This is a genomic window from Ramlibacter agri, assembly GCF_012927085.1.
In the GTDB taxonomy this organism is placed as follows: Bacteria; Pseudomonadota; Gammaproteobacteria; order Burkholderiales; family Burkholderiaceae_C; genus Ramlibacter; species Ramlibacter agri.
Window position 1 is genome coordinate 1095791 of sequence record NZ_JABBFX010000001.1, and the last position, 22603, is coordinate 1118393.

The window sequence follows — 22603 nt, forward strand, 5'->3', positions numbered from 1 at the left end:
CGGCGGGTCCCGTGAACCGTTCGTTGATTTGCGCGAATTCTGCACTGCCCGCAGGCACCAATAATGCGTTGGGGGTGGAATGACCGAACTCGTCCTGATCCGCCACGGCGAGACCGACATGAACCGGGAGCTGCGCTTCCAGGGCCATGTGGACGTGGCGCTGAACGCGATGGGCCTGGAGCAGGCCCGCCGCCTGGCCGCGCGCCTGGCCGGCGAGAGCGCGCACGCGCTCTATGCGTCCGACCTGCTGCGCGCACAGCAGACGGCGCAGCCGATCGGCGCCAGCCTGGCGCTGCAGCCGGTGGCCGACACCGGCCTGCGCGAGCAGTCCTTCGGCCGCGTCGACGGCATGCGCGTCGACGACATCAAGCAGCAGCATCCCGGCCAATGGGAAGCCTGGACCCGCTTCGAGCCCGACTTCGCCATGCCCGAGGGCGAGTCCACGCGCCAATTCCACACCCGCGTGATGGAAGCCGTCCACCGGCTGGCTGCGCAACACGCCGGCAAGCGGATGGTGCTGGTGACGCACGGCGGCGTGCTGGACATGATCTACCGCACCGCGCGTTCGCTGGGCCTGGGCGGGCCGCGCCAGAGCGAGATCCCCAACGCGGGCCTCAACCGGGTGCGCGTTGGCAAGGAAGGCGCCATCGACATCCTGCACTGGGCTGACACGCGCCACCTGGCGGACCTGCCGCCGCAGCCGGTCTACGATCAGAAGAAGGTCGCGGCCAGCGCGGGCAAGCCCAAGGCGGCGTAGACCTTGGCGGCCTGGCGCTTCAAGCGCCGCGATTCCGGCTGGGTGCGCACCTGCTGTTGCAACAGGTCCTGCGCGCCGGACAGCGAGCCGCCCTTCAGCATCGCATCGAGGTGCACCTGCGCGAACAGGTCGCGCTGCGCATGGCTGCCGCCGATCTCCAGCAGCCGCGGCAGCGCCGCGCCCAGGCCTTCGATGGCGCCTTTCCAGTCGCCGCGCGCATGCGCCAGCAAGCCCTGGCTGGCCGGGATGCAGACGCGCTGCCAGGCCGGCGCGGAATCGGCCGGCAGCTGCGCGGCATGGCGCTCCATGCTGGCGAACAGCGCGCGCGCTTCGTCTTCGCGGCCGGCGCGCGCCAGCCCGTACAGGTATTGCATGTCCAGGAAGGGCAGCACGTGGTCGTGCCCGCGCCGCGCGAGGTGGTCGCCCAGGTCCTGCCAGCGATTGCCGACGCTGCCGCCGGCCAACTCCACCCGCGCCAGCAGCGAGACGGCGTTCACCTGGTCCTGGCTGTAGTCCTTGACCTCGGCCCAGACGTGCTGGTCGTAGATGGCGAGCGCCTCTTCGAAGTGCTCGAGGTCCAGCGCGAACAGCGCCTGGTGCCACCAGTTGTGCGTGACCATGAAGGAGTTGAGCCCGGTCCAGGTGGAGCTCACCTCCTGCAGGAACGCGTGGCCCTCGATCAGCCGGCCTTGCGTCAGCATCACGTGCGCCAGCGCGTGATGGGCCCAGGGCTCCTTGCGCCGCATCGCGATGGCCTGGCGGGCGGAGGCTTCCGCCTGCTCCAGGAAATGGCACTGCTCCCAGCCGAAGGCCAGCATGCCATGCAGGAAAGGCACGTCGCCCGCCGCGGGCAGGGCGGCCAGCGCGATGCGCAGCATGCCGGGCGCGTCGCCGCGGTTGAACAGGTGGTACTGGCCCAGCTTCAGCGAGGCCAGGTCGCGCGGGAAGGCGCGCGCCTGCTCCTCGTGCAGCGCGATCGCGCGCGCGATGTCGCCGGCGACCCAGGCCGCGACCGCCGCGACGAAGCGCTGCTCGCGCATCGTCGCGCGCGCCGCGCTGGCCTGCGCCTTCTCGAGGAAGGGCCTGGCGTTGCGCGGCGCATCGCCGGTCTCGGCGAACATGTGCAGCGCCGCGCAGTACGCCTGCACGATGGCGCCGGGGTCGTCCTGCGCCTGCAGCACGTTCACCGCCCGCGCCTCGCTGGCGATGAAGCCTTCGACAAAGTCGTTCACCGGCGCGAGGCTGGCCTCGCGCTCCAGCGTGACGGCGTTGCCTAGCGCATCAGTCGACATGGTGCAGCGCTTCCGAGGGCGGCTGCGGCCAGGGGCGCTGGCCCTCGCGGACCAGTTCGAAGGCGCGCGCGACCTGCAGCACGCCGAGGTCGTCGAAGCGCTTGCCGGCGATTTGCAGGCCGATCGGCAAGCCGCTGCGCGTGTAGCCGCAGTTGATGCTGGCGGCCGGCTGCTCCGACATGTTGAAGGGCACGGTGAAGCCGATGTGTTCCAGCGGCCGCATCGGGTCGTTCGTCGGTGACGCGAACTCCGCCGGCGGCGCCGGCACCGGCGACACCGGCGAGATCACGTAGTCGAAGGGCCGGCAGGCGTTCACCGTCGTCACCCGCGTGTGGTGGAACTGGTGGACTGCGCGGTAGACCGCTTCGCCGGTCATGCCGGCGGCGCTGTCGGCCCACTGCTGGATATAGGGCAGCACCCTGGCCTTGGTCTCGGCCGGCAGTGCGCGCATGTCGGCGTACGAGCGCATGCGCCAGAAGTGATCCATGCCATCGAGCATGGACTGCGTCATGAAGGGCTGCATGGGCGCGACCACGGCGCCGGCACGCTCGAACAGCGCCGCGGCGCGCTGGATCGCGTCCTTCACCTCCGGCTCCACGGCCAGGCCGCAGCCGGCTTCCAGCAGCAGGCCGATGCGCAGGCCGCGCAGCTTGTCCACGCCGGCATCGAAGGCGGACCAGGCGATGTGCTGCGCCGGCAGGCTCATGCTGTCGCGCTCGTCGGGGCGCGACAGCACGTCCAGGAACAGCGCGGCGTCCGCCACCGTGCGCGTCATCGGGCCGGCGGCGCGCCCCGTGTAGGGCGGGTCGATCGGGATGCGGCCCAGGCTGGGCTTGAGCGTGAAGATGCCGCACCAGCCGGCCGGCAGCCGCAGCGAGCCGCCGATGTCGGTGCCGATGTGCAGCGGGCCGTAGCCGGCCGCGGCGGCCGAGCCCGCGCCGGCGCTGGAGCCGCCCGGCGTCTTGCTGAAGTCCCAGGGGTTGCGTGCCAGCTTGTGATAGCTGGAAAGGCCGGAGGACAGCATGCCGTAGTCCGGCATCGTCGTCTTGGCCAGCACCACGCCGCCGTGTTCGCGCACGCGCGCCGCGGGCGGCGCGTCCTGCAGCGCGGGGGCCATGTCAGTGGCGGCCGTGCCCAGCGGCGTGGGGTCGCCCTGCGTCGCGATGTTGTCCTTGATCGTGACGGGCACGCCGTCGATCAGGCCCAGCGGCGCGCCTTGCAGCCAGCGCTTTTCGCTGGCGCGGGCCTGCTCCATCACCCGCTCGGGGCGCAGCAGGAACAGCGCCTGCAGGTGCTGTTCCCAGCGCTCCGCATGTCCCAGCACGCTGCGCGCCACTTCCACCGGGGAGAACTCGCGGCGGCGGTAGCCCGCCACCAGTTCGGCCGCGCCGAGTTCGTGCAGCGCGGTCGGGGACTGCTTCGTCATCGCGGAATCAGCCCCAGTAGATGGCGGACAGGTCGTTGGCGAAGATCGGCATGTCCTTCCAGAGGCCGCGCACGTTCTTGTTGGCCACCGTCACCCATTGCGGCTGGTACAGGAAGCCGGCGGCGGCGTCCTCGGCCAGCAGGCGCTGCAGGTCGCCCAGCAGCTTGGTGCGGTCCTTGGCGTTGGCCGTGGTCTTGTACTTGTTGTACAGCTCGTCGAACTTGGCCGAGTGGTAGCCCCAGTAGTAGTCCGGCTTGGCGAAGTTGCCCAGGTCGAAGGGTTCGACGTGGGAAATGATCGTCATGTCGTAGTTGTGCGCGCCGCCGTACACGTTGGACAGCCACTGCGCCCATTCCACGTTTTCCAGCTTGGCGGTGATGCCGACCTTGGCCAGTTCCGCGGCGATCACTTCGCCGCCCTGGCGCGCATACGGCGGGGGCGGCAGCGTGATGGTGACGTTCAGCGGGCCGGTGATGCCGGCTTCTTTCAGCAGCGCCTTGGCCTTCTCGGGGTTGAAGGGGTTGACGCCCGTGGTGTCGACGTAGCCCGGCGCGCTGGGCGGGTAGTGGCTGCCGATGGGAGCGCCGTAGCCGTCGCCGGCGCCCTGGATCACGGCCTTGCGGTCGATGGCCATCGAGATCGCGCGGCGCACGCGCACGTCGTCGAAGGGCTTCTTCTTGTTGTTGATCGCCAGGATGGTCTTGGCGCGCGAGCCGGACACGACGACCTGGAACTTCGGATTGCCCTTGAACTGGTCGACGCTGCGCGGCGTGACGCGCGGGAAGGCGTCGATGTCGCCGGCCAGCAGCGCCGCGACCTGCGCCGCGGGGTCGGCGATGAAGCGGAAGGTGGCGCGCTTGATCCGGATCGCGCTGGCGTTGCGGAAGCCGTCCCACTTGGCGAGCGTGATCGACGAGCCCTTGACCCAGTTCTCCAGCTGGAACGGCCCGGTGCCCACCGGCTTGGTCATGTTGGTGTCGGCGCTCTTGGGCTCCACGATGACCGCGGTGGCCTGGCCGAGGAGGAAGGGGAAGTCGGGGTCGATTTCCTTGGTGAGGATCACCACCGTGTGGTCGTCGATGACCTTGGTGGTCAGCGCCGCGAAGGTGCGCTTGTCCTTGTTGGTGCTCTTCTCGCCGCCGGCGCGGTCGAAGGAGAACTTGACGGCCTGGGCGTTGAAGGGCTCGCCGTTCTGGAACTTGACGCCCTTGCGCAGCTTGAAGGTGTAGGTGGTGAGGTCGGGCGAGACCTCCCAGCTTTCGGCCAGCAGCGGCGTGACGGAGCCGTCGGGGTTGATCTTGGTGAGCGGCTCGAAGACGTTGTACAGCGTCACCTCGCCGATGGAGGAGGCGGCGCCGCCGGTGGGGTCCAGGCCCGGGCTGGGCTCCAGCGCCATGCCCATCACGATCTGGTCCTTCCCGCGGGCCTGCGCCAGCACGTGCATGGGCATGGTGGCGAGCGCGGCGAGGGATGCGGAATGCGTGAGGACGCTGCGGCGTTTGATCATGGCGAAAGCTCCGACGACTTGGAATGGTTGAGAACGATGATCATCCCCGAGATCGGCGCGCGTTCGCAAGAGGGCCTCACCGGGGTTCGGCCTCCGGCACCGCGGCCAGCAGGGTACGTGTGTATGGATGCTCCGGCGCGGAGAACAGGCGCTCGGGCGATCCCTGTTCGACGATGCGGCCTTGCCAGAGCACGGCGACGTCGTCGCACAGATGATGCACGACCGCGAGGTCGTGGCTGATCAACATGTAGGTGATGCCGAACTCCTGCTGGAGGTCCTGCATCAGGTTCAGCACCTGCGCCTGCACGGAGACGTCCAGCGCGCTCACGGGTTCGTCGGCGACGATCAGGCGCGGGCGCGTGATGAGCGCGCGCGCGATGGCGATGCGCTGGCGCTGGCCGCCGGAGAATTCGTGCGGGTACTTGCCCAGGTCGTTGGCGCGCAGGCCCACGGCCTGCAGCGCTTCGGCGGCGCGCGCGTGCTGCTCCTCGCGCGTGGCGCCGCCCTGCGCGGCCAGCGGCTCGCAGACGATGCGCTCCACGGTCTGGCGCGGGTCCAGCGAGCCGTAGGGGTCCTGGAACACCATCTGGAAGTCGCGCCGTGCCAGGCGCAGTTCTTCCTTGCGCAGCGCGTGCAGGTCGCGTCCCAGCATGCGCACGCTGCCCGAGGTGGGTGTGTCCAGCGCCATGACGAGGCGGGCCAGCGTGGACTTGCCGGAGCCGGACTCGCCCACGATGCCCAGGCTGCGGCCGGCTTCGATCGTGAAGCTCACGCCCTTGAGCGCCTGCACCCTGGCCGGCGGCTGCAGCAGCTTTTCGCGCGGCAGCGTGTAGTCCTTGACCAGGTTGTCGACCTTCAGCAGCGCTTCGCTCATGGCTGTTCCTCCCTCTCCCTCTGGGAGAGGGTTGGGGTGAGGGCCGCCGCCGCCACCGCGTCCAGCCGGATGCAGCGCGCACGATGGTCGCTCCCCACTTCGACGGCCGGCGGCACCACGCTGTGGCAGTCAGCGATGGTGTAGCTGCAGCGCCCCGCGAAAGGGCAGCCCTTGGGCAGGTCGACCAGCTCCGGCACCGTGCCCGGGATGGTGGCCAGGCGCTTGCCCTTGCCCGAATGCAATCCCGGCCGCGCTGAAAACAGGCCCAGCGTGTATGGATGGCTGCGATTGGCGAAGACCGAAGCGGTCGGCCCGCTTTCCACCACCATGCCGCCGTACATCACCAGCATGCGGCGCACGTTCTGCGCGATCACGCCCAGGTCGTGCGAGATCAGCATCAGGGCCATGCCGCGTTCGGCCACCAGCTCGCGGATCAGGTCCAGGATCTGGCGCTGGATCGTCACGTCCAGCGCGGTCGTCGGCTCGTCGGCGATCAGCAGGTCGGGCCCGCAGGCGAGCGCCATCGCGATCGTGATGCGCTGGCGCTGGCCGCCGGAGAACTGGTGCGGATAGGCGTCGATGCGGCGCGCCGCGTCCGGGATGCCGACGCGATCGAGCAAGGCGATGGCCTGCTTGCGCGCATCGGTGGCGTTCATGCCCCGGTGCAGGCGCAGCGGCTCGGCGACCTGCCGGCCCACGCTGTGCACCGGGTTCAGCGCCGTCATCGGCTCCTGGAAGATCATGCCCATGCGGTCGCCGCGCAGCGCGCACATCGCGCGCTCGGGCTTGCCCACCAGCTGCTGGCCGTCGAACAGGATGCTGCCCGTGACCTTGGCGTTCTCGGGCAGCAGGCCCATGAGCGCCATCACGGTGATGGACTTGCCGCAGCCGGACTCGCCGACCAGGCCCAGCGAGTCGCCGCGCTCCAGCGAGAAACTGGCATTGCGCACCGCGTAGGCCGGGCCGCGGTGGGTTTGCAGTTGGACCGAGAGGTCCTGGACTTCGAGCAATGCCATCTATCGTTTGCGGGCCAGGCGAGGATCGAACAGGTCGCGCAGGCCGTCCCCGAGCAGGTTGAGGCCCATCACTGCCAATGCAATGGCTATGCCAGGGAACACCGCAAGCAGCGGCGCCGTGAACAGCAGGCTCTGCGCTTCGCTGAGCATGCGGCCCCACGACGGCTGCGGCGGCTGCGTGCCCAGCCCCAGGTAGGACAGCGCGGCCTCGGCGAGGATGGCGATGGCGAAGCGGATCGTGGCCTGCACGATCAGCACCGACAGGATGTTGGGCAGCACGTGCTCGATCGTGATGGCGAAGCTGCCCTTGCCGCAGGCGCGCGCGGCGAGCACGTACTCGCGGCCCCACACCGCGTTGGCCGAGGCGCGCGTGATGCGGGCGAAGGTGGGGATGTTGTAGATGCCGATGGCGATGATGGCGTTCACCATGCCCGGGCCGAACACCGCCGTCAGCATGATGGCCGACAGGATGGCCGGGAAGGCGAAGCCGAAGTCGGCCACGCGCATGATCACTTCCTCGACCCAGCCACGCCGGGCCGAGGCCAGCAGGCCCAGCGCCGTGCCGATCACGAGGCCGATGCCGACAGCGATGACGCCCACCACGATGGAAGCGCGGGCGCCCACCAGCAGCAGCGAGGCGATGTCGCGGCCGTAGGGGTCGGTTCCCAGCCAGTACTGGAGGTCCGGCGCCCGCAGCTTCAGCGCCATGTCGATCTCGTACGGGTTGTGCGGCGTCCACACGAAGGAGATCGCCGCGGCCGCCAGCAGCAGCAGGCTCAGCACCAGCCCGATGACGAAGCTGGGGTTGCGGAAGGCGCGCTTCCAGAAGCCCGGCGCTTGCGCCGGAGCCGTCACGGGCGGCGTCGGCATGACGGCATTCATATGTCGCTCGCCTTCACGCGCGGGTCGATCACCGCGTACAGCAGGTCCACCGCGAAGTTCACCACCACCACCATCGCCGCCAGCAGCATCACGCAGTTGCGCACGACGATGAGGTCGCGGTTGGAGATCGATTCGAAGATCAGGCGTCCCAGGCCCGGCAACGAGAACACCTTTTCCACCACGATGGTGCCGGCCAGCAACTCGGCGAACTGCAGGCCCATGACGGTGACGACCGGAATCAGCGCGTTGCGGAGCACGTGACCCCACAGCGCGCCGCCCTGCGACACGCCCTTGGCGCGGGCGGTGCGCACGAAGTCCTCGCGCATCACTTCGAGCACCGAGGAGCGCGTGATGCGCGCCAGGATGGCCGACTGCACCACCGCGAGCGAGATGGCGGGCAGCAGCAGCGCCTTCGCGCCTTCCAGGATGCCGTCGCTCCAGCCGTAGAAGCCGCCGGCGGAGAACCACTTCAGGTGCACCGAGAACAGCAGGATCAGCAGCACGGCGAACCAGAAGTTCGGGACCGCGATGCCGACCTGCGTGAAGCTCATGATCGCCACGTCGCCCAGCTTGTTGTGGCGGGCGGCGGCGTAGACGCCGGCGACGAGAGCGATGGCGATGGTCAGCGCCATGGCCAGCAGCGCCAGCGGCACGGTGAGCGACAGGCGCTCCAGGATCAGTTCGGAAACCGGCGAGCTGTACGCGTAGCTGAGGCCGAGGTCGCTGTGCACCATGCCGGTGACCCAATGCCAATAGCGGTCCCACCCGGATTGGTCCAGGCCCAGCTTGTGCGCGAGGGCGGTGACGGCCTCCGGCGAGGCGTCCGGGCCCATGAGGATCTGGGCGGCATTGCCCGGGAGGATCTCCAGCACCAGGAACACGACCACCGAGGTACCTACCAGCGTCGCAATCAGGGTGATCAGGCGCTTGAAGAGGAACAGGCTCATGAAGCCGGGGATAATGCCAGAAGTCGTATCCGGAGGTTTCTGCACGCCATGGCATTGATGATTACCGACGAGTGCATCAACTGCGATGTGTGCGAGCCGGAGTGCCCGAACGAGGCCATTTTCCTCGGGCCGGAGATCTACGAGATCAACCCGGACAAGTGCACCGAATGCGTCGGCCACTTCCCCGAGCCGCAGTGCGTGCAGGTCTGCCCGGTGGCGTGCATCCCCCTGAACCCCGAGCGGGTGGAGGACAAGGAAACGCTATACCAGAAGTACCTGCGCCTCACGGCCGCGGCGAAACCTTCCTGATCCTCATTCCCGCGGAGGCGGGAACCCAGGGCGTCATTTCTTCGGCGCGACGGCCGTGAAGTTCTCCGGCTCCTTCTTCTTGCCCTTGCTGTCCTTGTGATGCTGCGCCACCTGCTTGGGCGCTGAGGCGGCTTCCTTGGGCACGCCGCCGATCACCAGCGCCTTCGGCGCGTTCTTCTCCGCGTCGTGGCGGGATTTTTCCAGGGCGGCGGCGGTCTTCAGGTCGGATTGCACCGAGGCGCGCGCATTGGCCGCATCGGCTGCGGTGCGCGTGTCGGAAACCTCGATTTGCGCGCCGCCTTCGCAGGGCTTCTGCTGGTAGCTGCTGCCGCAGCGCCAGACTTGTTGGGCGGCGGTGGTTGTTGCCAGGATGGCGAGTGCCGTTGCGAATAGCGTCTTCATGCGTCCTCCTCCTCGCGCGGTGCGCAGCGAAGCTGCGGCACCCTACGTGATGCGTGGCCCGACGCCCGACGCGTGCGTCAGGGCGCCGGCGGCGGCGCGTCCGGCCGGGGCGGCTTCGGGCGCGGCGGCTTGTGCGTGTGCACGACCAGCGTGGCCTTGTCCATCTCGCCTGCCAGGAAGGCCGGCACGGCCTTCTGCGTGCGGATGATGCAGTCCTCGATGGCCGTGCGTTGGTCGGGCGCCGGTTTCTTCAGCACCCAGTTCACCACCTCGGACTTCACGCCGGGGTGGCCGATGCCGATGCGCAGGCGCCAGTAATCGTCCGTGCCCAGCTGCGCGTGGATGTCACGCAGGCCGTTGTGGCCGGCATGGCTGCCACCCAGCTTGAGCTTGGCCTGGCCGGGCACGACATCGAGTTCGTCGTGCGCCACCAGGATCTCCTGCGGGGCGATCTTGTAGAAGCGCGCCAGCGCCGCCACCGACTTGCCCGAGAGGTTCATGAAGGTCTGCGGCTCCAGCAGCCACACCGTCTGCCCGTGGACGTTGGCGCGCGCGACCAGGCCGTGGTAGCCGCGGTCCGCCACCAGGTTCACCTTCAACTGGCGCGCGAGCTCGTCCACCCACCAGAAACCGGCGTTGTGGCGGGTGGCTTCATACTCGGGGCCGGGGTTGCCCAGGCCGACGAACAGCTTGATCATGATGGTGCGAAGGTAGTGGAAAGCGCCGGGGCGCACATGCGCTTATTGTCACCGGCTCGAAATGCAAAAAGGCCCGCTTTCGCGGGCCTTTCCGGATCCCCGCCTGCGCGGGGATGACGATGTGCCGCCTTCGCGGCACGACGTCACTTCTTGGCGGGAGCCTTCGCAGCCGGCTTCGCGTCCTTGCCGCCCTTGGCGGGGGCAGCGGCCGGAGCGGCAGCAGCGGCGCCTTCGGCACCGGCGGCAGCGGCTTCAGCCGATTCCTCGGCAGCCGGGGTCACCACGGACACCACCACGGGGTTCGGCTTGCCGTGCGTCACGGCCTTCACGCCCTTCGGCAGCTTGATGTCCTTCAGCGTCAGGGTCGTGCCCTTCTTCAGGCCGGACAGGTCGATCTCGATGAACTCGGGCAGTTCGGCCGGCAGGCAGGACACGTCCAGTTCGGTCATCACCGGGTTCACCAGGCAGTGGTCCAGCTTGACGGCGTCGGACTCTTCCGCGCCCTTGAAGTGCAGCGGCACCTTCATGTGCATGCGCGTGTTGGCGTCCACGCGCTGGAAGTCGATGTGCTGGACTTGCTGGCGGAAGGGGTGGTACTGCACGTCACGCAGCAGCACCTTGGCGGTCTTGCCACCCAGGTCCATCTCGAGGATGGTGGAGTGGAAGGCTTCCTTCTTCAGGGCGTGCCACAGCGCGTTGTGGTCCAGTTCGATCAGCTGGGGCTGGCCCTCGCCACCGTAGACGATGCCGGGGGTCTTGCCGACGTTACGCAGGCGGCGGCTCGCACCCGTACCTTGCTTGGCGCGCTCGAAAGCGACGAATTTCATTGCGTTCTCCATTTCGGGACCACCGCGACCAGTGCGTCCCGCGTTTCAAAAAGCCTCCCGTGAAGGAGGCGCGACAGACTCAGAACAGGTTGACCTGGTCCGAGAACAGGCTCATCACCGACTCGCCCTTGGAAATGCGCTGCATCGTTTCGGCGATCAGCGGGGCGACGGTGAGCTGGCGGATCTTGGTGCAGGCATGCGCCGCGTCCGACAGGGGAATCGTGTTGGTCACGACCACTTCGTCCAGGGCCGTGCCCTTGGAGATGCGGTCGATGGCCGGGCCCGAGAAGATCGGGTGCGTGCAATAGGCGTACACCTTCTTGGCGCCGCGCTCCTTCAGCACCTCGGCCGCCTTCACCAGCGTGCCGGCGGTGTCGATCATGTCGTCCATGATCACGCAATTGCGGCCGTCGATCTCGCCGATGACGTGCATCACTTCGGACACGTTGGCCTTCGGGCGGCGCTTGTCGATGATGGCGAGGTCGGTGCCCAACTGCTTGGCAAGGGCCCGGGCGCGCACCACGCCGCCGACGTCCGGCGAGACCACGATCAGGTCTTCGTAGTTCTTCTCGCGCAGGTCGCCCAGCAGCACCGGGGACGCGTAGATGTTGTCGACGGGGATGTCGAAGAAGCCCTGGATCTGGTCGGCGTGCAGGTCCATGGTGAGCACGCGCGCCACGCCCACGGTCTGCAGCAGGTTGGCCACGACCTTGGCCGAGATCGGCACGCGCGCGCTGCGCGGGCGGCGGTCCTGGCGGGCATAGCCGAAGTAGGGGATGACGGCGCTGATGCGCTCGGCCGAGGCGCGCTTCAGCGCGTCGACCATGATCAGCAGCTCCATCAGGTTCTCGTTGGTCGGGGCGCAGGTGGACTGCACCACGAACACGTCGCGCGTGCGCACGTTCGTGTTGATCTCGACGGTCACTTCACCGTCGGAGAAACGGCTCACCGAGGCGGCACCGAGAGAGATGCCCAGGTGGCCGGCTATCTCTTCGGCCAATGCGGGATTGGCATTGCCGGTGAAGACCATGAAGTCGGGAGTGGGAGCTGCTTGCATCGTAAGTCTTTGCGGGCCAGGCCTTCGCGAAGTGCGCGCGGGCCCCAATGGACTAGAAAACGGTTTGGCAGGGGAGGAAGGACTCGAACCCTCGCATGCCGGAATCAAAATCCGGTGCCTTAACCAACTTGGCGACTCCCCTACACGGGTCTGCCGCTGCGAACAGCGTCAAACCGAATCGTCGCTGGATGCCCACCCGACCAGCGGATGCACATCCATATTGCCGCATTCCCTCGCCACCCAGCCCGCCGGTGCCTGCACGAGGGATTTTCCCCCAGGAAGCAACGCGAAGACCGCGCTTCCGGAACCGGTCATCCGGCCATGCAAACCCTGCGAGCCCAGCCATTGCAGTGCTTCCGCCACATCCGGGCAAAGCCTGCGAGCCACTGGTTCCAGGTCGTTGTGACCGAAACCGTAGGGGTCAGCAGCAAAGCCTGCGATTGTAGCACTGTTGCTGTCCCGTTTCAGGGACGGGTCCTGAAAGATTCCTTTCGTCGCCAGTCCGTGGGCCGGTTTCACGACTGCAAACCGGGCGGACGGCAGCGCGAGAGGCGTGATTGTCTCACCGATTCCTTCCACCCATGCGTTGCGGCCGCGAAGAAAGAAGGGAACGTCCGCACCGAGCGACAAGCCGATCTTCTCCAGCGCGGGCAGCTTCAGTCCCAGCTGCCACAGGCGGTTCAGCGCGAGCAGGGTGCTGGCCGCATCGGACGAGCCGCCGCCCATGCCGGCCTCGGCGGGCACGCGCTTTTCGATCTGGATGTGCGCGCCCGCGCTGCTGCCCGTGGCCTGCTGCAGCGCGCGCGCGGCGCGCAGCACCAGGTCTTCCGGCGGCAGCGGCGGGCCCAGGTCTTCGCGACTCAGCGCGCCGTCGGGACGCAACTCGAAGTGCAGCGTGTCGTGCCAGTCGATCAGCATGAACACCGACTGCAGCAGGTGGTAGCCGTCGGGACGGCGGCCGGTGATGTGCAGGAACAGGTTCAGCTTGGCCGGCGCCGGCACGTCGTGAAGCGACCGCATGCGGCCCCTCAGTGCTCGAAGGCGAGGCGCAGGTCGGCCGGGGGCGAAGTGCGCTGCGCGCGCAGGCGTCCTTGCGGCACCTGGCTCACGTCCACGTTCCAGCCCGGCACCTGCGTCGCGCGGCCCTGCAGCCAGTCGAACAGCGCGGCGATCGGGATCGGCGCGCCGGCCACCTGCGTGGCCAGTTCGTCCAGCGAGCCGAATTCGCGCGTGCCCTTGTCGGTGCGCAGCGTCGCGCTGCCTGGCGCCCAGCGCGCTACGCCGGCGGTGCCGCCCAGCGGCGTGAGCAAGGTCAGCTCGCCCTGCTCCGGCGCGCCCTTCAGCTCGAAGCCGGCGGAGAAGGGCTGTTCACCCTGCACCGTCAGCGCCAGCCGGCCGCTCCACGCCTGTTCGCCGGGCGCGGCCTGCGGCTTGGGCGGCGTCGCGCAGCCGGCCAGCAAGGCCACCGCCAGTGCGCTGCCCACGAAGAGTCGGCGTGACGCCGTCACGGCTTCACCTTCAGGCGCTTGAGCGTCTCGTTCAGCGTCTCGTTCTCGCCGTTGAGCATCAGGCCTTCGCGCCAGATGCTCTGCGCCTCGTTGCGCTGGCCCATGCTCCACAGCACTTCGCCCAGGTGGGCGGCGATCTCGGGATCGGGCTTGTCCTTGTAGGCCGCCTGCAGGATGCGCAGCGCTTCCTGGTTGTTGCCCATGCGGAATTCCACCCAGGCCAGGCTGTCGCTGATGAAGGGATCGCCGGGCGCGTATTCCAGCGCCTTCTGCACCAGCTGCCTGGCTTCCGGCAGGCGCGTGTTGCGTTCGGCCAGCGAGTAGCCCAGCGCGTTGTACGCGTGGTGGTAGTCGGGCTTGACCACCATCACCTGGCGCAGCAGCTTTTCCATGTCGCCGTAGTCGGCCAGCTTCTCGGCCATCATGGCCTGGTCATACAGCAGGTCGGGGTCCTTGGGTTCCTTGGCCACGGCCTGGCCCAGCAGCTGGTAGGCGGCCTTGTATTGCTTGTTGTCGCGCAACAGCGAGACCTCGGCCAGCGTCTTCATCCGGGCGTCCGCGGGGCTGCGCTCCGGCAGCGCGCGGATCAGCTTGCGCGCTTCGTCCATCTTGCCCTGCTGCGCCAGCAGCGAGGCGCGGCGGGTCTGCGCCGCCAGCAGGTCCTGCGGGTCGTCGATGCGGTCCAGCCAGGCATTGGCCTGCGCATAGTCCTTGCGCTTCTCCGCCACCTGCGACAGCGACAGGTAGGCCTGGGCCAGGCCGCGCTTGCGCTCGTCGCTGCCCTGCTTCTGCGCCAGGTCCACGTAGCGCTTCAGAGCCGCTTCGCCGGGGGCGAGCTGGTTGTCCTGCACCAGCAGCGTGCCTTCCACCAGCCAGGCTTCGGCGAACTCGGGGCGTTGCTGCGTGACCAGCTGGATCTGCTGCAGCGCTTCGGGGTAGCGGTTGGCGTCCAGCAGGGCGCGGGCATAGCCCATACGCAGCTCGGGCAGCGGCTGGCCGTCCATGTACTTGCGCACCAGGACTTCGGCTTCCGGCAGCTTGGGGTCCATCAGCTCCAGCGCCAGCAGGGCCGGGCCTTCGGCTTGCGGGTTGCCAGTCTGGCCGCGCTTGGCGGCGTCCAGCGCGCCGGCGGTGTCGCCGGCGGCCAGGCGCATGCGGCCGATGGCGGTCCAGGCGGAGGCGGCCGTCGCTGCATTACCGGTGTAACCGGACAGCGCCTGTTCCACCACCATCGCGGCCTGCTTCTTGTCCGTGACCCGCGCGTAGTTGCGGGGAATGGTGACGATGACGGCGATGCGGTCCTTGGCGTCGGCGAGCGCGAGTTCCGTCTTCAGCGGCTCCAGGCTCTCGGGCACGCGGTTCAGCGCTACCAGGATCTGCAGCACGTAGCGGTTGGCCTCGCGCGAATCCGGGAAAGCGGTCTTCCAGTCGCGGGCGGCCTGCAGCGCGGCGTCGCCGTTGCGGGCCTCGAAAGCCATTTCGACGGCGCGGCGGAACAGTTCGGGGTCGTTCGTCATGCGCGCGGCATCGAGGATCTGCCCGAAGCCGGCGTCGACTTCGTCGTTGCGCGCGTTCAGTTCACCGAGCAGAAGCTGGTAGAACAGCTGGGCGTCCAACCCGCTGTTCTGGACTTCGGCCGGCGGGGTCTCGGGGGCCTGGCCCTGGGCCAGGACCGGTGCGCAGGTTGCGCACAACGCCAGCAGCACGGCGGCTGCTGCGGTGGGGAGTCGCATCATCGACTCATAATAATTGAAGCCTGTTAATCATTCATGCCAGAACTTCCGGAAGTAGAAGTGACGCGCCGCAGCTTTGCGGAACGCATCGCCGGCGCGCGGGTCCAAGGCGTCCGGCTGGGCAAGCCCTTGCGCTGGCCGTTGGGAATCGAGCCGGAAAGCCTGGTCGGTCGCACGGTGCACGGCGTCCGCCGGCGCGGCAAGTACCTGCTTGTGGACCTGAGCGAGGGCTTGCTCCTGCTGCACCTGGGCATGTCCGGCAGCCTGCGCTTCGACCCGAACCTGCCCGAAGCCGCCTTGCATGACCACTTCGACCTGCTCACCGACCGCGGGGTGTTGCGCCTGAACGACCCGCGCCGCTTCGGCGCCGTCGTTTATTCCGCCAGCGAACTGGCGCCCGAGGCGGTCAAGCTCCTGGGCAGCCTGGGCGTGGAGCCGCTGACCGAGGACTTCGACCTCGATGCCTTCCATGCGGGCCTGAAAAAGCGCAAGGCGCCGATCAAGCAGGTGCTGCTGGCGGGCGACCTGGTGGTGGGCGTCGGCAATATTTACGCATCCGAGGCCCTGTTCCTGGCCGGCATCCGGCCCACACTGTCGTCCGCACGCATCAGCCGGCCGCGTGCCGCGCGCCTGCAGGCGGCGGTGCGCGACGTGCTGGCGCGGGCCGTCGAAAAAGGCGGCAGCACCCTGCGTGATTTCTCCAACGCCTGGGGAGAAACGGGCTACTTCCAGCTGGAAGCGATGGTCTACGACCGTGCGAACAAGCCTTGCCGAGTATGCGGAACGCCGATCCGGACGATCCGGCAAGGCCAGCGAGCGACGTATTTCTGCCCGCATTGCCAGAAAAGCTGATCTGTGGCGAAGGGGCGGATGCTATAGTGAAAGCGGGTAGTGAGGGCTCATTGGCAAGCACGTCGTTTAACGAACAGTTCGACCAGCACGGCGCATGGCGGCGCGAGTTCGCCCTGCGCCTGAAGCTATTGTCGGAATGGCTCAAGGACCACGACCTCCTCGATAGCGCGGTGGAAGAGCGCCTGCGCCGGCTCGAGGGCCAGATGCGCACGGACAAGGTCATGGTGGCCTTCGTCGCCGAGTTCTCGCGCGGCAAGTCGGAGCTGATCAACGCGATCTTCTTCGCCGGCTACAAGCGCCGCATCATGCCGGCCAGCGCCGGGCGCACCACGATGTGCCCCACGGAGCTGGGCTACGACCCCGAGGTCCCGCCCTGCCTGCGCCTGCTGCCCATCGAAACCCGCCTGCAGCCGCAGCCGCTGATGGAATGGCGCATGGTCCCCGAGAAGTGGACCCGCGTCGACCTGGACGTCAACGACCCCGCGCAGCTGGCCCAGGCCTTCGAAAAGGTTTCCGAAATCCGCCGGGTCACGGTGGACGAGGCCAAGGCCCTGGGCTTCTGGCACGAGGACTCGCCCGAGGACAACCCCATCCAGGGCAACGACGGCCTGGTGGAAGTGCCCAAGTGGCGCCACGCGCTGATCAACATTGCCCACCCGCTGCTGAAGCAGGGGCTGGTCATCCTGGACACCCCGGGCTTGAACGCCATCGGCGCCGAGCCCGAGCTGACCGTCAACCTGATCCCGCAGGCGCACGCGGTCGTCTTCATCCTGGCCGCCGACACCGGCGTCACCAAGTCGGACCTCGCCATCTGGCGCGAGCACCTGATCGCCGAAGACAACGCGGCCGATTCCCGCCTGGTGGTGTTGAACAAGATCGACACCATGTGGGACGCGCTGAGCACGCCGGCCCAGGTGCAGGCGCAGATCGACCGCCAGCGCGCGACCACTGCCGAAATCCTCGGCCTGAAGGAACACCAGGTGATCCCGGTGTCCGGCCAGAAGGGCCTGGTCGCCAAGGTGAGCAGCAACGCGGAACTGCTGATGGCCAGCCGCCTGCCGGTGCTGGAACAGGCGCTGGCGCATGGCGTCATGGGCCAGCGGCAGAAGATCCTGCGCGCCGCCGTCGGCTCCAACATCAGCGAACTGCGCACCGAAGCCACCCGCGTGCTGGGCATCCGCCGCCGCGACCTGGCCGAGCAGATGGTGGAGCTGAAGGGCCTGCGCGGCAAGAACACCTCCGTCATCAAGCACATGCGCGCGCGCATCGAGCAGGAGCAGGGCGAGTTCGACGCCAGCGGCGCCAAGATCCACGCAGTGCGCTCGGTGCACCTGCGGCTGCTGCGTGAAGTGTTCACGCTGCTCGGCACGCAGACCATGAAGGCCGAAATGGCCGACCTGACCAATGCGCTGCGCCAGCCCGGCATCAAGCTGGGCGTGCGCAAGGCCTACGCGTCCACTTTCGACCGGCTGCGCGAAGGCCTGCGCAAGGCGGAGAAGACCAGCGCCGAGATCCAGACCATGCTGACGGGCACCTTCCGCCAGCTGAACGCCGAATACGGTTTCTCGCTGCAGGCGCCGCGCGAGCCGGACCTGGCCCGCTACGAGCGCGACCTGGACCTGGTGGAGCGCAGCCACAACCAGTACCTGGGCGTGAGCAACGCGCTGAAGCTGGCGCAACCCGAATTCGCCGACCGCCTGGTGCGCGCGCTGGCCACCCGCCTGCGCGTCATCTACGAGTCGGCGCTGGGCGAAGTGGAGCTGTGGAACAAGTCCGCCGCCGCGCAACTGGACGCGCAGCTGCGCGAACGCCGCCGCAACTTCGGCCGCCGGCTGGAAGCCATCGAGCGCATCCAGCAGGCCGCGAGCGGCCTGGACGACCGCATCGCCGAGATCGAGTCGCAGGAAAACGCGCTGGACCTGCTCGATGCGAAGCTGGGCGAACTGACTTCGCACCTCACCAACACGCCCATGGCCGCGGCCAAGCCGGCGGCCGCGCCAGCCATCGCCAAGACGGCGTGAAAGAACTTCCGACGGGGTTTGCCGGCCGCGTGGTGCGCTGGCAGAAAACCCATGGGCGCAACACGCTGCCCTGGCAGAACACCCGCGATCCTTATCGCGTGTGGCTCTCCGAGATCATGCTGCAGCAGACCCAGGTGGCAGCGGTCCTGGGCTACTACGAGAGATTCCTTTCCCGCTTTCAAGATGTGCGCGCGCTGGCCGCTGCGCCGCAGGACGACGTGCTGGCGCTGTGGAGCGGGCTGGGCTACTACTCGCGCGCCCGCAACCTGCACGCCTGCGCACAGCAGGTGGTGGAGCGCTTCGGCGGCGAATTCCCGCGCACGGCGCAGGAGCTGCAGACGCTGCCGGGCATCGGGCCTTCGACTGCCGCGGCCGTTGCTTCCTTCTGCTTCGGCGAGCGGGTCGCCATCTTCGACGGCAACGTCAAGCGCGTGCTCTCGCGCGTGCTGGCCTATGGCGAAGACCTGGCGTCCTCCGCGAACGAGCGCGTGCTGTGGGACCACGCGCGCGAACTGCTGCCAGCGCGCGAGCTGAAGGAGAGCATGCCCCGCTACACGCAGGGCATCATGGACATCGGCGCCACGGTGTGCCTGCCGCGCAACCCGAGCTGCCTGCTGTGCCCGGTGCAATCGGACTGCGCCGCGGCGCGGGAAGGGCAGCCGCAGAACTACCCGGTGAAGACGAAGAAGCTGAAGCGCACTTCGGAGTCGCTGTGGCTGCTGCACGCGCGCGCGGACGATGGCCAGGTGTGGCTGCAGAAGCGGCCGACGCCGGGCGTGTGGGCGGGGCTGTATTGCCTGCCGGTGTTCGGGAGCCGGGAGGCGCTGGCGGCGGCGGTGCCTGGCTCGTCCGAGTTGAGAGATGCGGAGCCGTTCCTGCATGTGCTGACGCACAAGGACCTGCACCTGCATCCGGTGGAAGTGGTGCTGCCCGCCAGCTGGAAGGGCATGGCCGGCGCCTGGTTTGCCGGCAAGAAGTGGCCGGAGCTGGGCCTGCCGTCGCCGATCCGCAAACTCCTCTCGCGTTGACGCCTTACCGGTTGGCGAGTTCGCGATGCCGCTTCAGCGTCGTCCAATGCTCGCCGAATTCCTCAGCGAGTTTCTCCACGAGATAAACGGAGCGGTGCTGCCCACCGGTGCAGCCGATCGCCACGGTCACGTAACTCCGATGGTTCCTCGCCAGCGGCTCCAGCCAGTGGTCCAGGAAATCCGCGACGTCCGCATACATCGCATCCACTTCCGGATGCTCGCGCAGGTAGTCCGCCACCGGCGCATCGAGCCCCGTCAGGTCGCGCAGCTCCGGCACGTAGTGCGGATTCGGCAGCATGCGAACGTCGAAGATGTAGTCCGCATCTACCGGAATCCCGCGCTTGAACGCGAAGGACTCGAACACCAGCGTCATGTGCGCATGCGGCGCCGACAGCAGCGACTTCACGTAGTCCTGCAGCTGCGCCGAGCGCAGCACGCTGGTGTCGATGACGTGCGCATGTTCGCGCAGGTCCGCCAGCAGTTCGCGCTCCAGCTCGATCGCCTCGGTCACCGCACGGTGCTGGTCGACGTCCTCCGGCCCCGGCTTGGACAGCGGATGTCGCCGCCGCGTCTCGGAAAAGCGCCGCACCAGCGTGTCGGTGGTGGCGTCCAGGAACAGCGGCCGCACGGCCACGCCGCGCGTCGTCAGGTCGCGCAGCTGCGCCGGCACCTGCGACAGCGACGTCGCGCTGCGCACGTCCATGGCGATGGCCACGCGCCGCGCAGCATGCTTCTGCTCCAGGTCGACGAAGGCCAGCAGCAGGTCCGGCGGCAGGTTGTCGACGCAGAAATAGCCGGCGTCCTCCAGCGCGCGCAGCGCCACCGACTTGCCGGACCCCGACATGCCGGTGATGAGGACGAGTTCGAGCGAGGTCGACGACACGGCGATCAGCCTCCCGCCGCTTCGAGCATTTCCTTGGCGTGCGCCAGCGTCGTGCCGGACAGGCGTTCGCCGCCCAGCATGCGCGCCACTTCGGCCACGCGCTTTTCGCCTTCGACCGGCGCCACGCTGCTGGCCACGCCCTTGCCTTCGGCCTGCTTGGCGACGACCAAGTGATGGTCGGCGCAGGCGGCCACTTGCGGCAGGTGCGTGACGGCCAGCACCTGGCGGTCGCGTCCCAGCTGCTTCATCAGGCGGCCCACCGTCTCGGCGACCGCGCCGCCGACGCCGGAATCGACCTCGTCGAAGATGAGCGTATCGGCCGTGCCGAGGCGGCTGGTCGTGACGGCGATGGCCAGCGCGATGCGCGACAGCTCGCCGCCGGAAGCCACCTTGCCCACCGGCCGCGGCGTGCTGCCCACGTGGCCGGCGACGAGGAAGCTCACGTCCTCCAGGCCGTAGGCGGAAGGCTCATCGGATTTCTCCAGCGCCACCTCGAAGCGGCCGCCTTGCATGCCCAGCCCCTGCATTGCTTGCGTAACGGACTTCGACAACGCCGGCGCCGCTTTGGCGCGCGCCTTGGAGAGGCTGCGCGCTTCGGCCAGGAAGGCCTCGCCTTCCTTCTTCTCGGCGGCTTCCAGCGCATCCAGGTCGGCGGCCGCGTCGAGCTTGGCCATTTCTTCCTTCCAGGTCGCCAGGAGCGCCGGCAGCTCGGGCGGCGTGCGCTTGTAGCGGCGCGCAAGCGACACCCACAGCGACATGCGCTCGTCCAGTTCGGCCAGGCGCTCGGGATCGAGGTCGGTCTTGCGCAGGTAGCCCTGCAGCGAATGCGCGGCGTCTTCCAGCTGCGCCAGCGACGAAGCCAGCACGTCGGCCACTTCCTTGAAAGCCGGCTCCAGGTGTTCCTGGCCGCGCAGCGCATCCAGCGCCTGGCTCAAGCCCTGCCGCGCGCCGCCGTCTTCGCCATCCAGCATTTCCTGCGCGCCATGGGCGGCGTCCAGCAGCGCCTGCGCATGCGACAGGCGCGTGTGGCTGGTGTTCAGTTCGTCCCACTCGTCGGCGCCGGGTGCCAGCTTGTCGACTTCGCCGATCTGCCAGGCGAGGCGCTCGCGCTCGCGCTGCAGCGAATCCTGCGCGGAGCGCGCATCGGCCAGCGTCTTCTGCGCCGTGCGCCAGCGCTGCCACAGGGACTGCAGCTTTTCGGTGCTGAGGCCGGCGTAGCCATCGAGCAGGTCGCGCACGGCGGCCGGGCGCGTGAGGCTCTGCCAGGCGTGTTGGCCGTGGATGTCCACGAGCAGTTCGCCGGCTTCGCGCAGCTGGGTGGCGGTGGCGGCGCTGCCGTTGATCCAGGCGCGGCTCTTGCCCTGGCTGTCGACGTTGCGGCGCAGCAGCAAGGTGTCGCCGCTGTCGAAGCCCGACTCTTCCAGCCAGGGCACCAGGGCCGGCGGCAGGTCGAATTCGGCGCTGATCTCGGCGCGGGCGGCGCCTTCGCGCACGACGCTGGCCTCGGCGCGGGAGCCCAGCGCCAGCTGCAGCGCGTCGATGAGGATGGACTTGCCGGCGCCGGTCTCGCCGGTCAGCACGGAGAAGCCTTCGCCCAGCTCGAGCTCGAGCTCGCGGACGATGACGAAATCCCGGAGGGCGATTCTCTTGAGGCTCATTGGCCTTCGTTCCAATGCAATTTCTTGCGCAGCGTATCGAAGTAGGTCCAGCCCTTGGGGTGCAGGAATCGTACCTTGTGCTGCGAGCGGCGCACGGTGACGCGGTCGCCATGCAGCAGGGAAGCCAGCGACTGCATGTCGAAGTTGGCGCTGGCGTCCCGCCCGGCGACCAGCTCGATGGTGATTTCCGCCGCGTCCGGCAGCACGATGGGCCGGTTGGACAGCGTGTGGGGAGCGATCGGCACCAGCACCCAGCCGGCGATGCCGGGATGCAACAGCGGGCCGCCCGCGGACAGCGAATAGGCCGTGGAACCCGTGGGCGAAGCCATGATCAGGCCGTCGGCGCGCTGGTTGGCGACGAAATGGCCGTCCACCTCGACCCGCAGTTCGACCATGCCGGAAGTGGCGCCGCGGTTCACCACCACGTCGTTCATGGCCAGGGCGTCGAAGACGCACTGTTCGTCGCGCAGCACGCGTGCGTGCATGAGGCTGCGCAGGTCTTCCTCGTACTCGCCGGCCAGCATGGGCGGCAGCACGGTGCGGTAGGCGTCCAGCGCGATGTCGGTGATGAAGCCCAGGCGGCCCTGGTTGATGCCGATCAGGGGCACGCCGTACTGCGCCAGCTGGCGGCCGATGCCCAGCATGGTACCGTCGCCGCCCACCACCAGGCCCAGGTCGCACTGGGCGCCGAGGCCGGCGACGTCCGCCACCGGCAGGCCGTTGAGGCCGGTGCTGGCCGCGGTGTCGCGTTCCACCACCACTTCGCAGCCCGCCTGCGCCAAAAAATTCGCAATGTCTTCCAGCGCGGCGCGCGACGAGGCCGCCAGAGCCGGCGGAACTGCGGCATGGTACTTGCCGATCAGCGCGACCTGCCGGAAGATGGATTTCATCGGCAAATTACATCATTAAAATTGCCCCGTTACCCC

The 22603-nt window shown here is 68.5% G+C and carries 22 protein-coding genes and 1 tRNA gene; 5 read left to right on the plus strand and 18 right to left on the minus strand.

Annotated features, from left to right (window positions below):
- Nucleotides 1-79: 79 nt before the first annotated feature.
- Nucleotides 80-757, plus strand: a complete 678-nt coding sequence (locus tag HHL11_RS05320) for a histidine phosphatase family protein (RefSeq protein ID WP_169417388.1) — start codon at nt 80-82, stop codon at nt 755-757.
- Here the strand turns inward: HHL11_RS05320 and HHL11_RS05325 are convergent.
- The 7 genes from HHL11_RS05325 to HHL11_RS05355 all read right to left on the minus strand — a co-directional run bounded on the left by HHL11_RS05325 (nt 712) and on the right by HHL11_RS05355 (nt 8701).
- Complete coding sequence (locus HHL11_RS05325) at nt 712-2049, minus strand: tetratricopeptide repeat protein (RefSeq protein WP_169417389.1); 1338 nt, start codon at nt 2047-2049, stop codon at nt 712-714. The two genes, HHL11_RS05320 and HHL11_RS05325, sit on opposite strands and share 46 nt — an antisense overlap.
- Nucleotides 2039-3475 (minus strand): amidase, encoded by a 1437-nt coding sequence (locus HHL11_RS05330; protein WP_169417390.1) that lies wholly within the window; start codon nt 3473-3475, stop codon nt 2039-2041. The genes HHL11_RS05325 and HHL11_RS05330 overlap by 11 nt, the downstream gene beginning before the upstream one ends.
- Nucleotides 3476-3482: 7 nt before the next feature.
- Entirely contained in the window at nt 3483-4982 is a 1500-nt protein-coding gene (locus HHL11_RS05335) for an ABC transporter substrate-binding protein (protein ID WP_169417391.1), read from the minus strand.
- 76 nt (nt 4983-5058) lie between these two features.
- Entirely contained in the window at nt 5059-5856 is a 798-nt protein-coding gene (locus HHL11_RS05340; RefSeq protein WP_169417392.1) for an ATP-binding cassette domain-containing protein, read from the minus strand.
- On the minus strand, nt 5853-6872 hold the full coding sequence (locus tag HHL11_RS05345) for an ABC transporter ATP-binding protein (RefSeq protein WP_169417393.1): 1020 nt from the start codon (nt 6870-6872) through the stop codon (nt 5853-5855). Before HHL11_RS05345 ends, HHL11_RS05340 begins: the two co-directional genes overlap by 4 nt.
- Nucleotides 6873-7754, minus strand: a complete 882-nt coding sequence (locus HHL11_RS05350; protein ID WP_169417394.1) for an ABC transporter permease — start codon at nt 7752-7754, stop codon at nt 6873-6875.
- Complete coding sequence (locus HHL11_RS05355; RefSeq protein ID WP_169417395.1) at nt 7751-8701, minus strand: ABC transporter permease; 951 nt, start codon at nt 8699-8701, stop codon at nt 7751-7753. The genes HHL11_RS05350 and HHL11_RS05355 overlap by 4 nt, the downstream gene beginning before the upstream one ends.
- Before the next feature lie 48 nt (nt 8702-8749).
- On the opposite strand from HHL11_RS05355, the gene HHL11_RS05360 reads away from it, so the two are divergent.
- Nucleotides 8750-9010, plus strand: a complete 261-nt coding sequence (locus HHL11_RS05360; RefSeq protein WP_169417396.1) for a YfhL family 4Fe-4S dicluster ferredoxin — start codon at nt 8750-8752, stop codon at nt 9008-9010.
- A gap of 33 nt (nt 9011-9043) precedes the next feature.
- Here HHL11_RS05360 and HHL11_RS05365 read toward each other — a convergent pair whose 3' ends face one another.
- From HHL11_RS05365 to HHL11_RS05400, 8 genes are all read right to left on the minus strand, one after another.
- The gene (locus HHL11_RS05365; protein WP_169417397.1) at nt 9044-9412 is read right to left on the minus strand and encodes a hypothetical protein; all 369 of its coding nucleotides are present in this window, start codon (nt 9410-9412) and stop codon (nt 9044-9046) included.
- Nucleotides 9413-9489: 77 nt separating this feature from the next.
- On the minus strand, nt 9490-10110 hold the full coding sequence (gene pth / locus HHL11_RS05370) for an aminoacyl-tRNA hydrolase (protein WP_169417398.1): 621 nt from the start codon (nt 10108-10110) through the stop codon (nt 9490-9492).
- A gap of 143 nt (nt 10111-10253) precedes the next feature.
- The gene (locus tag HHL11_RS05375) at nt 10254-10937 is read right to left on the minus strand and encodes a 50S ribosomal protein L25/general stress protein Ctc (RefSeq protein WP_169417399.1); all 684 of its coding nucleotides are present in this window, start codon (nt 10935-10937) and stop codon (nt 10254-10256) included.
- 79 nt (nt 10938-11016) lie between these two features.
- Nucleotides 11017-11994 carry a ribose-phosphate pyrophosphokinase gene (locus HHL11_RS05380; RefSeq protein ID WP_169417400.1) on the minus strand — a complete coding sequence of 326 codons (978 nt, stop codon included), beginning with the start codon at nt 11992-11994 and terminating at the stop codon, nt 11017-11019.
- A gap of 65 nt (nt 11995-12059) precedes the next feature.
- A tRNA-Gln gene (locus HHL11_RS05385) sits at nt 12060-12136 on the minus strand.
- Nucleotides 12137-12162: 26 nt separating this feature from the next.
- Nucleotides 12163-13014, minus strand: coding sequence for a 4-(cytidine 5'-diphospho)-2-C-methyl-D-erythritol kinase (gene ispE, locus HHL11_RS05390; RefSeq protein WP_169417401.1), 852 nt, complete (start codon nt 13012-13014; stop codon nt 12163-12165).
- An 8-nt stretch (nt 13015-13022) separates the two neighbouring features.
- Entirely contained in the window at nt 13023-13502 is a 480-nt protein-coding gene (locus HHL11_RS05395) for a lipoprotein insertase outer membrane protein LolB (RefSeq protein WP_342593178.1), read from the minus strand.
- Complete coding sequence (locus HHL11_RS05400; protein WP_240980013.1) at nt 13499-15235, minus strand: tetratricopeptide repeat protein; 1737 nt, start codon at nt 15233-15235, stop codon at nt 13499-13501. Before HHL11_RS05400 ends, HHL11_RS05395 begins: the two co-directional genes overlap by 4 nt.
- Before the next feature lie 36 nt (nt 15236-15271).
- Here HHL11_RS05400 and mutM point away from each other — a divergent pair, with 36 nt between their 5' ends.
- The 3 genes from mutM to mutY are packed head-to-tail and all read left to right on the plus strand — an operon-like array spanning nt 15272 to nt 19136.
- On the plus strand, nt 15272-16087 hold the full coding sequence (gene mutM, locus HHL11_RS05405; RefSeq protein WP_169417403.1) for a bifunctional DNA-formamidopyrimidine glycosylase/DNA-(apurinic or apyrimidinic site) lyase: 816 nt from the start codon (nt 15272-15274) through the stop codon (nt 16085-16087).
- 50 nt (nt 16088-16137) lie between these two features.
- Complete coding sequence (locus HHL11_RS05410; RefSeq protein ID WP_240980014.1) at nt 16138-18108, plus strand: dynamin family protein; 1971 nt, start codon at nt 16138-16140, stop codon at nt 18106-18108.
- On the plus strand, nt 18105-19136 hold the full coding sequence (mutY, locus tag HHL11_RS05415) for an A/G-specific adenine glycosylase (RefSeq protein ID WP_342593179.1): 1032 nt from the start codon (nt 18105-18107) through the stop codon (nt 19134-19136). Before HHL11_RS05410 ends, mutY begins: the two co-directional genes overlap by 4 nt.
- A gap of 4 nt (nt 19137-19140) precedes the next feature.
- Here the strand turns inward: mutY and rapZ are convergent, their stop codons facing one another.
- From rapZ to HHL11_RS05430, 3 genes are read right to left on the minus strand one after another with little or no spacing between them, the layout of a single operon-like run.
- Entirely contained in the window at nt 19141-20019 is an 879-nt protein-coding gene (gene rapZ / locus HHL11_RS05420; RefSeq protein ID WP_169417405.1) for an RNase adapter RapZ, read from the minus strand.
- A 5-nt stretch (nt 20020-20024) separates the two neighbouring features.
- Nucleotides 20025-21677, minus strand: a complete 1653-nt coding sequence (recN, locus tag HHL11_RS05425; RefSeq protein ID WP_169417406.1) for a DNA repair protein RecN — start codon at nt 21675-21677, stop codon at nt 20025-20027.
- Nucleotides 21674-22567, minus strand: coding sequence for an NAD kinase (locus HHL11_RS05430; protein ID WP_169417407.1), 894 nt, complete (start codon nt 22565-22567; stop codon nt 21674-21676). Before HHL11_RS05430 ends, recN begins: the two co-directional genes overlap by 4 nt.
- Nucleotides 22568-22603 lie beyond the last annotated feature (36 nt).

Coding starts and splice junctions, on each gene's coding strand:
- HHL11_RS05320 (WP_169417388.1), top strand. CDS start 80: ATGACCGAACTCGTCCTGATCCGCCACGGCGAGACCGACATGAACCGG.
- HHL11_RS05360 (WP_169417396.1), top strand. CDS start 8,750: ATGGCATTGATGATTACCGACGAGTGCATCAACTGCGATGTGTGCGAG.
- HHL11_RS05340 (WP_169417392.1), bottom strand. CDS start 5,856: ATGAGCGAAGCGCTGCTGAAGGTCGACAACCTGGTCAAGGACTACACG.
- pth (WP_169417398.1), bottom strand. CDS start 10,110: ATGATCAAGCTGTTCGTCGGCCTGGGCAACCCCGGCCCCGAGTATGAA.
- HHL11_RS05345 (WP_169417393.1), bottom strand. CDS start 6,872: ATGGCATTGCTCGAAGTCCAGGACCTCTCGGTCCAACTGCAAACCCAC.
- recN (WP_169417406.1), bottom strand. CDS start 21,677: ATGAGCCTCAAGAGAATCGCCCTCCGGGATTTCGTCATCGTCCGCGAG.
- HHL11_RS05330 (WP_169417390.1), bottom strand. CDS start 3,475: ATGACGAAGCAGTCCCCGACCGCGCTGCACGAACTCGGCGCGGCCGAA.
- HHL11_RS05375 (WP_169417399.1), bottom strand. CDS start 10,937: ATGAAATTCGTCGCTTTCGAGCGCGCCAAGCAAGGTACGGGTGCGAGC.
- HHL11_RS05400 (WP_240980013.1), bottom strand. CDS start 15,235: ATGCGACTCCCCACCGCAGCAGCCGCCGTGCTGCTGGCGTTGTGCGCA.
- HHL11_RS05365 (WP_169417397.1), bottom strand. CDS start 9,412: ATGAAGACGCTATTCGCAACGGCACTCGCCATCCTGGCAACAACCACC.
- HHL11_RS05350 (WP_169417394.1), bottom strand. CDS start 7,754: ATGAATGCCGTCATGCCGACGCCGCCCGTGACGGCTCCGGCGCAAGCG.
- HHL11_RS05325 (WP_169417389.1), bottom strand. CDS start 2,049: ATGTCGACTGATGCGCTAGGCAACGCCGTCACGCTGGAGCGCGAGGCC.
- HHL11_RS05355 (WP_169417395.1), bottom strand. CDS start 8,701: ATGAGCCTGTTCCTCTTCAAGCGCCTGATCACCCTGATTGCGACGCTG.
- HHL11_RS05335 (WP_169417391.1), bottom strand. CDS start 4,982: ATGATCAAACGCCGCAGCGTCCTCACGCATTCCGCATCCCTCGCCGCG.
- HHL11_RS05380 (WP_169417400.1), bottom strand. CDS start 11,994: ATGCAAGCAGCTCCCACTCCCGACTTCATGGTCTTCACCGGCAATGCC.
- HHL11_RS05430 (WP_169417407.1), bottom strand. CDS start 22,567: ATGAAATCCATCTTCCGGCAGGTCGCGCTGATCGGCAAGTACCATGCC.
- ispE (WP_169417401.1), bottom strand. CDS start 13,014: ATGCGGTCGCTTCACGACGTGCCGGCGCCGGCCAAGCTGAACCTGTTC.
- mutM (WP_169417403.1), top strand. CDS start 15,272: ATGCCAGAACTTCCGGAAGTAGAAGTGACGCGCCGCAGCTTTGCGGAA.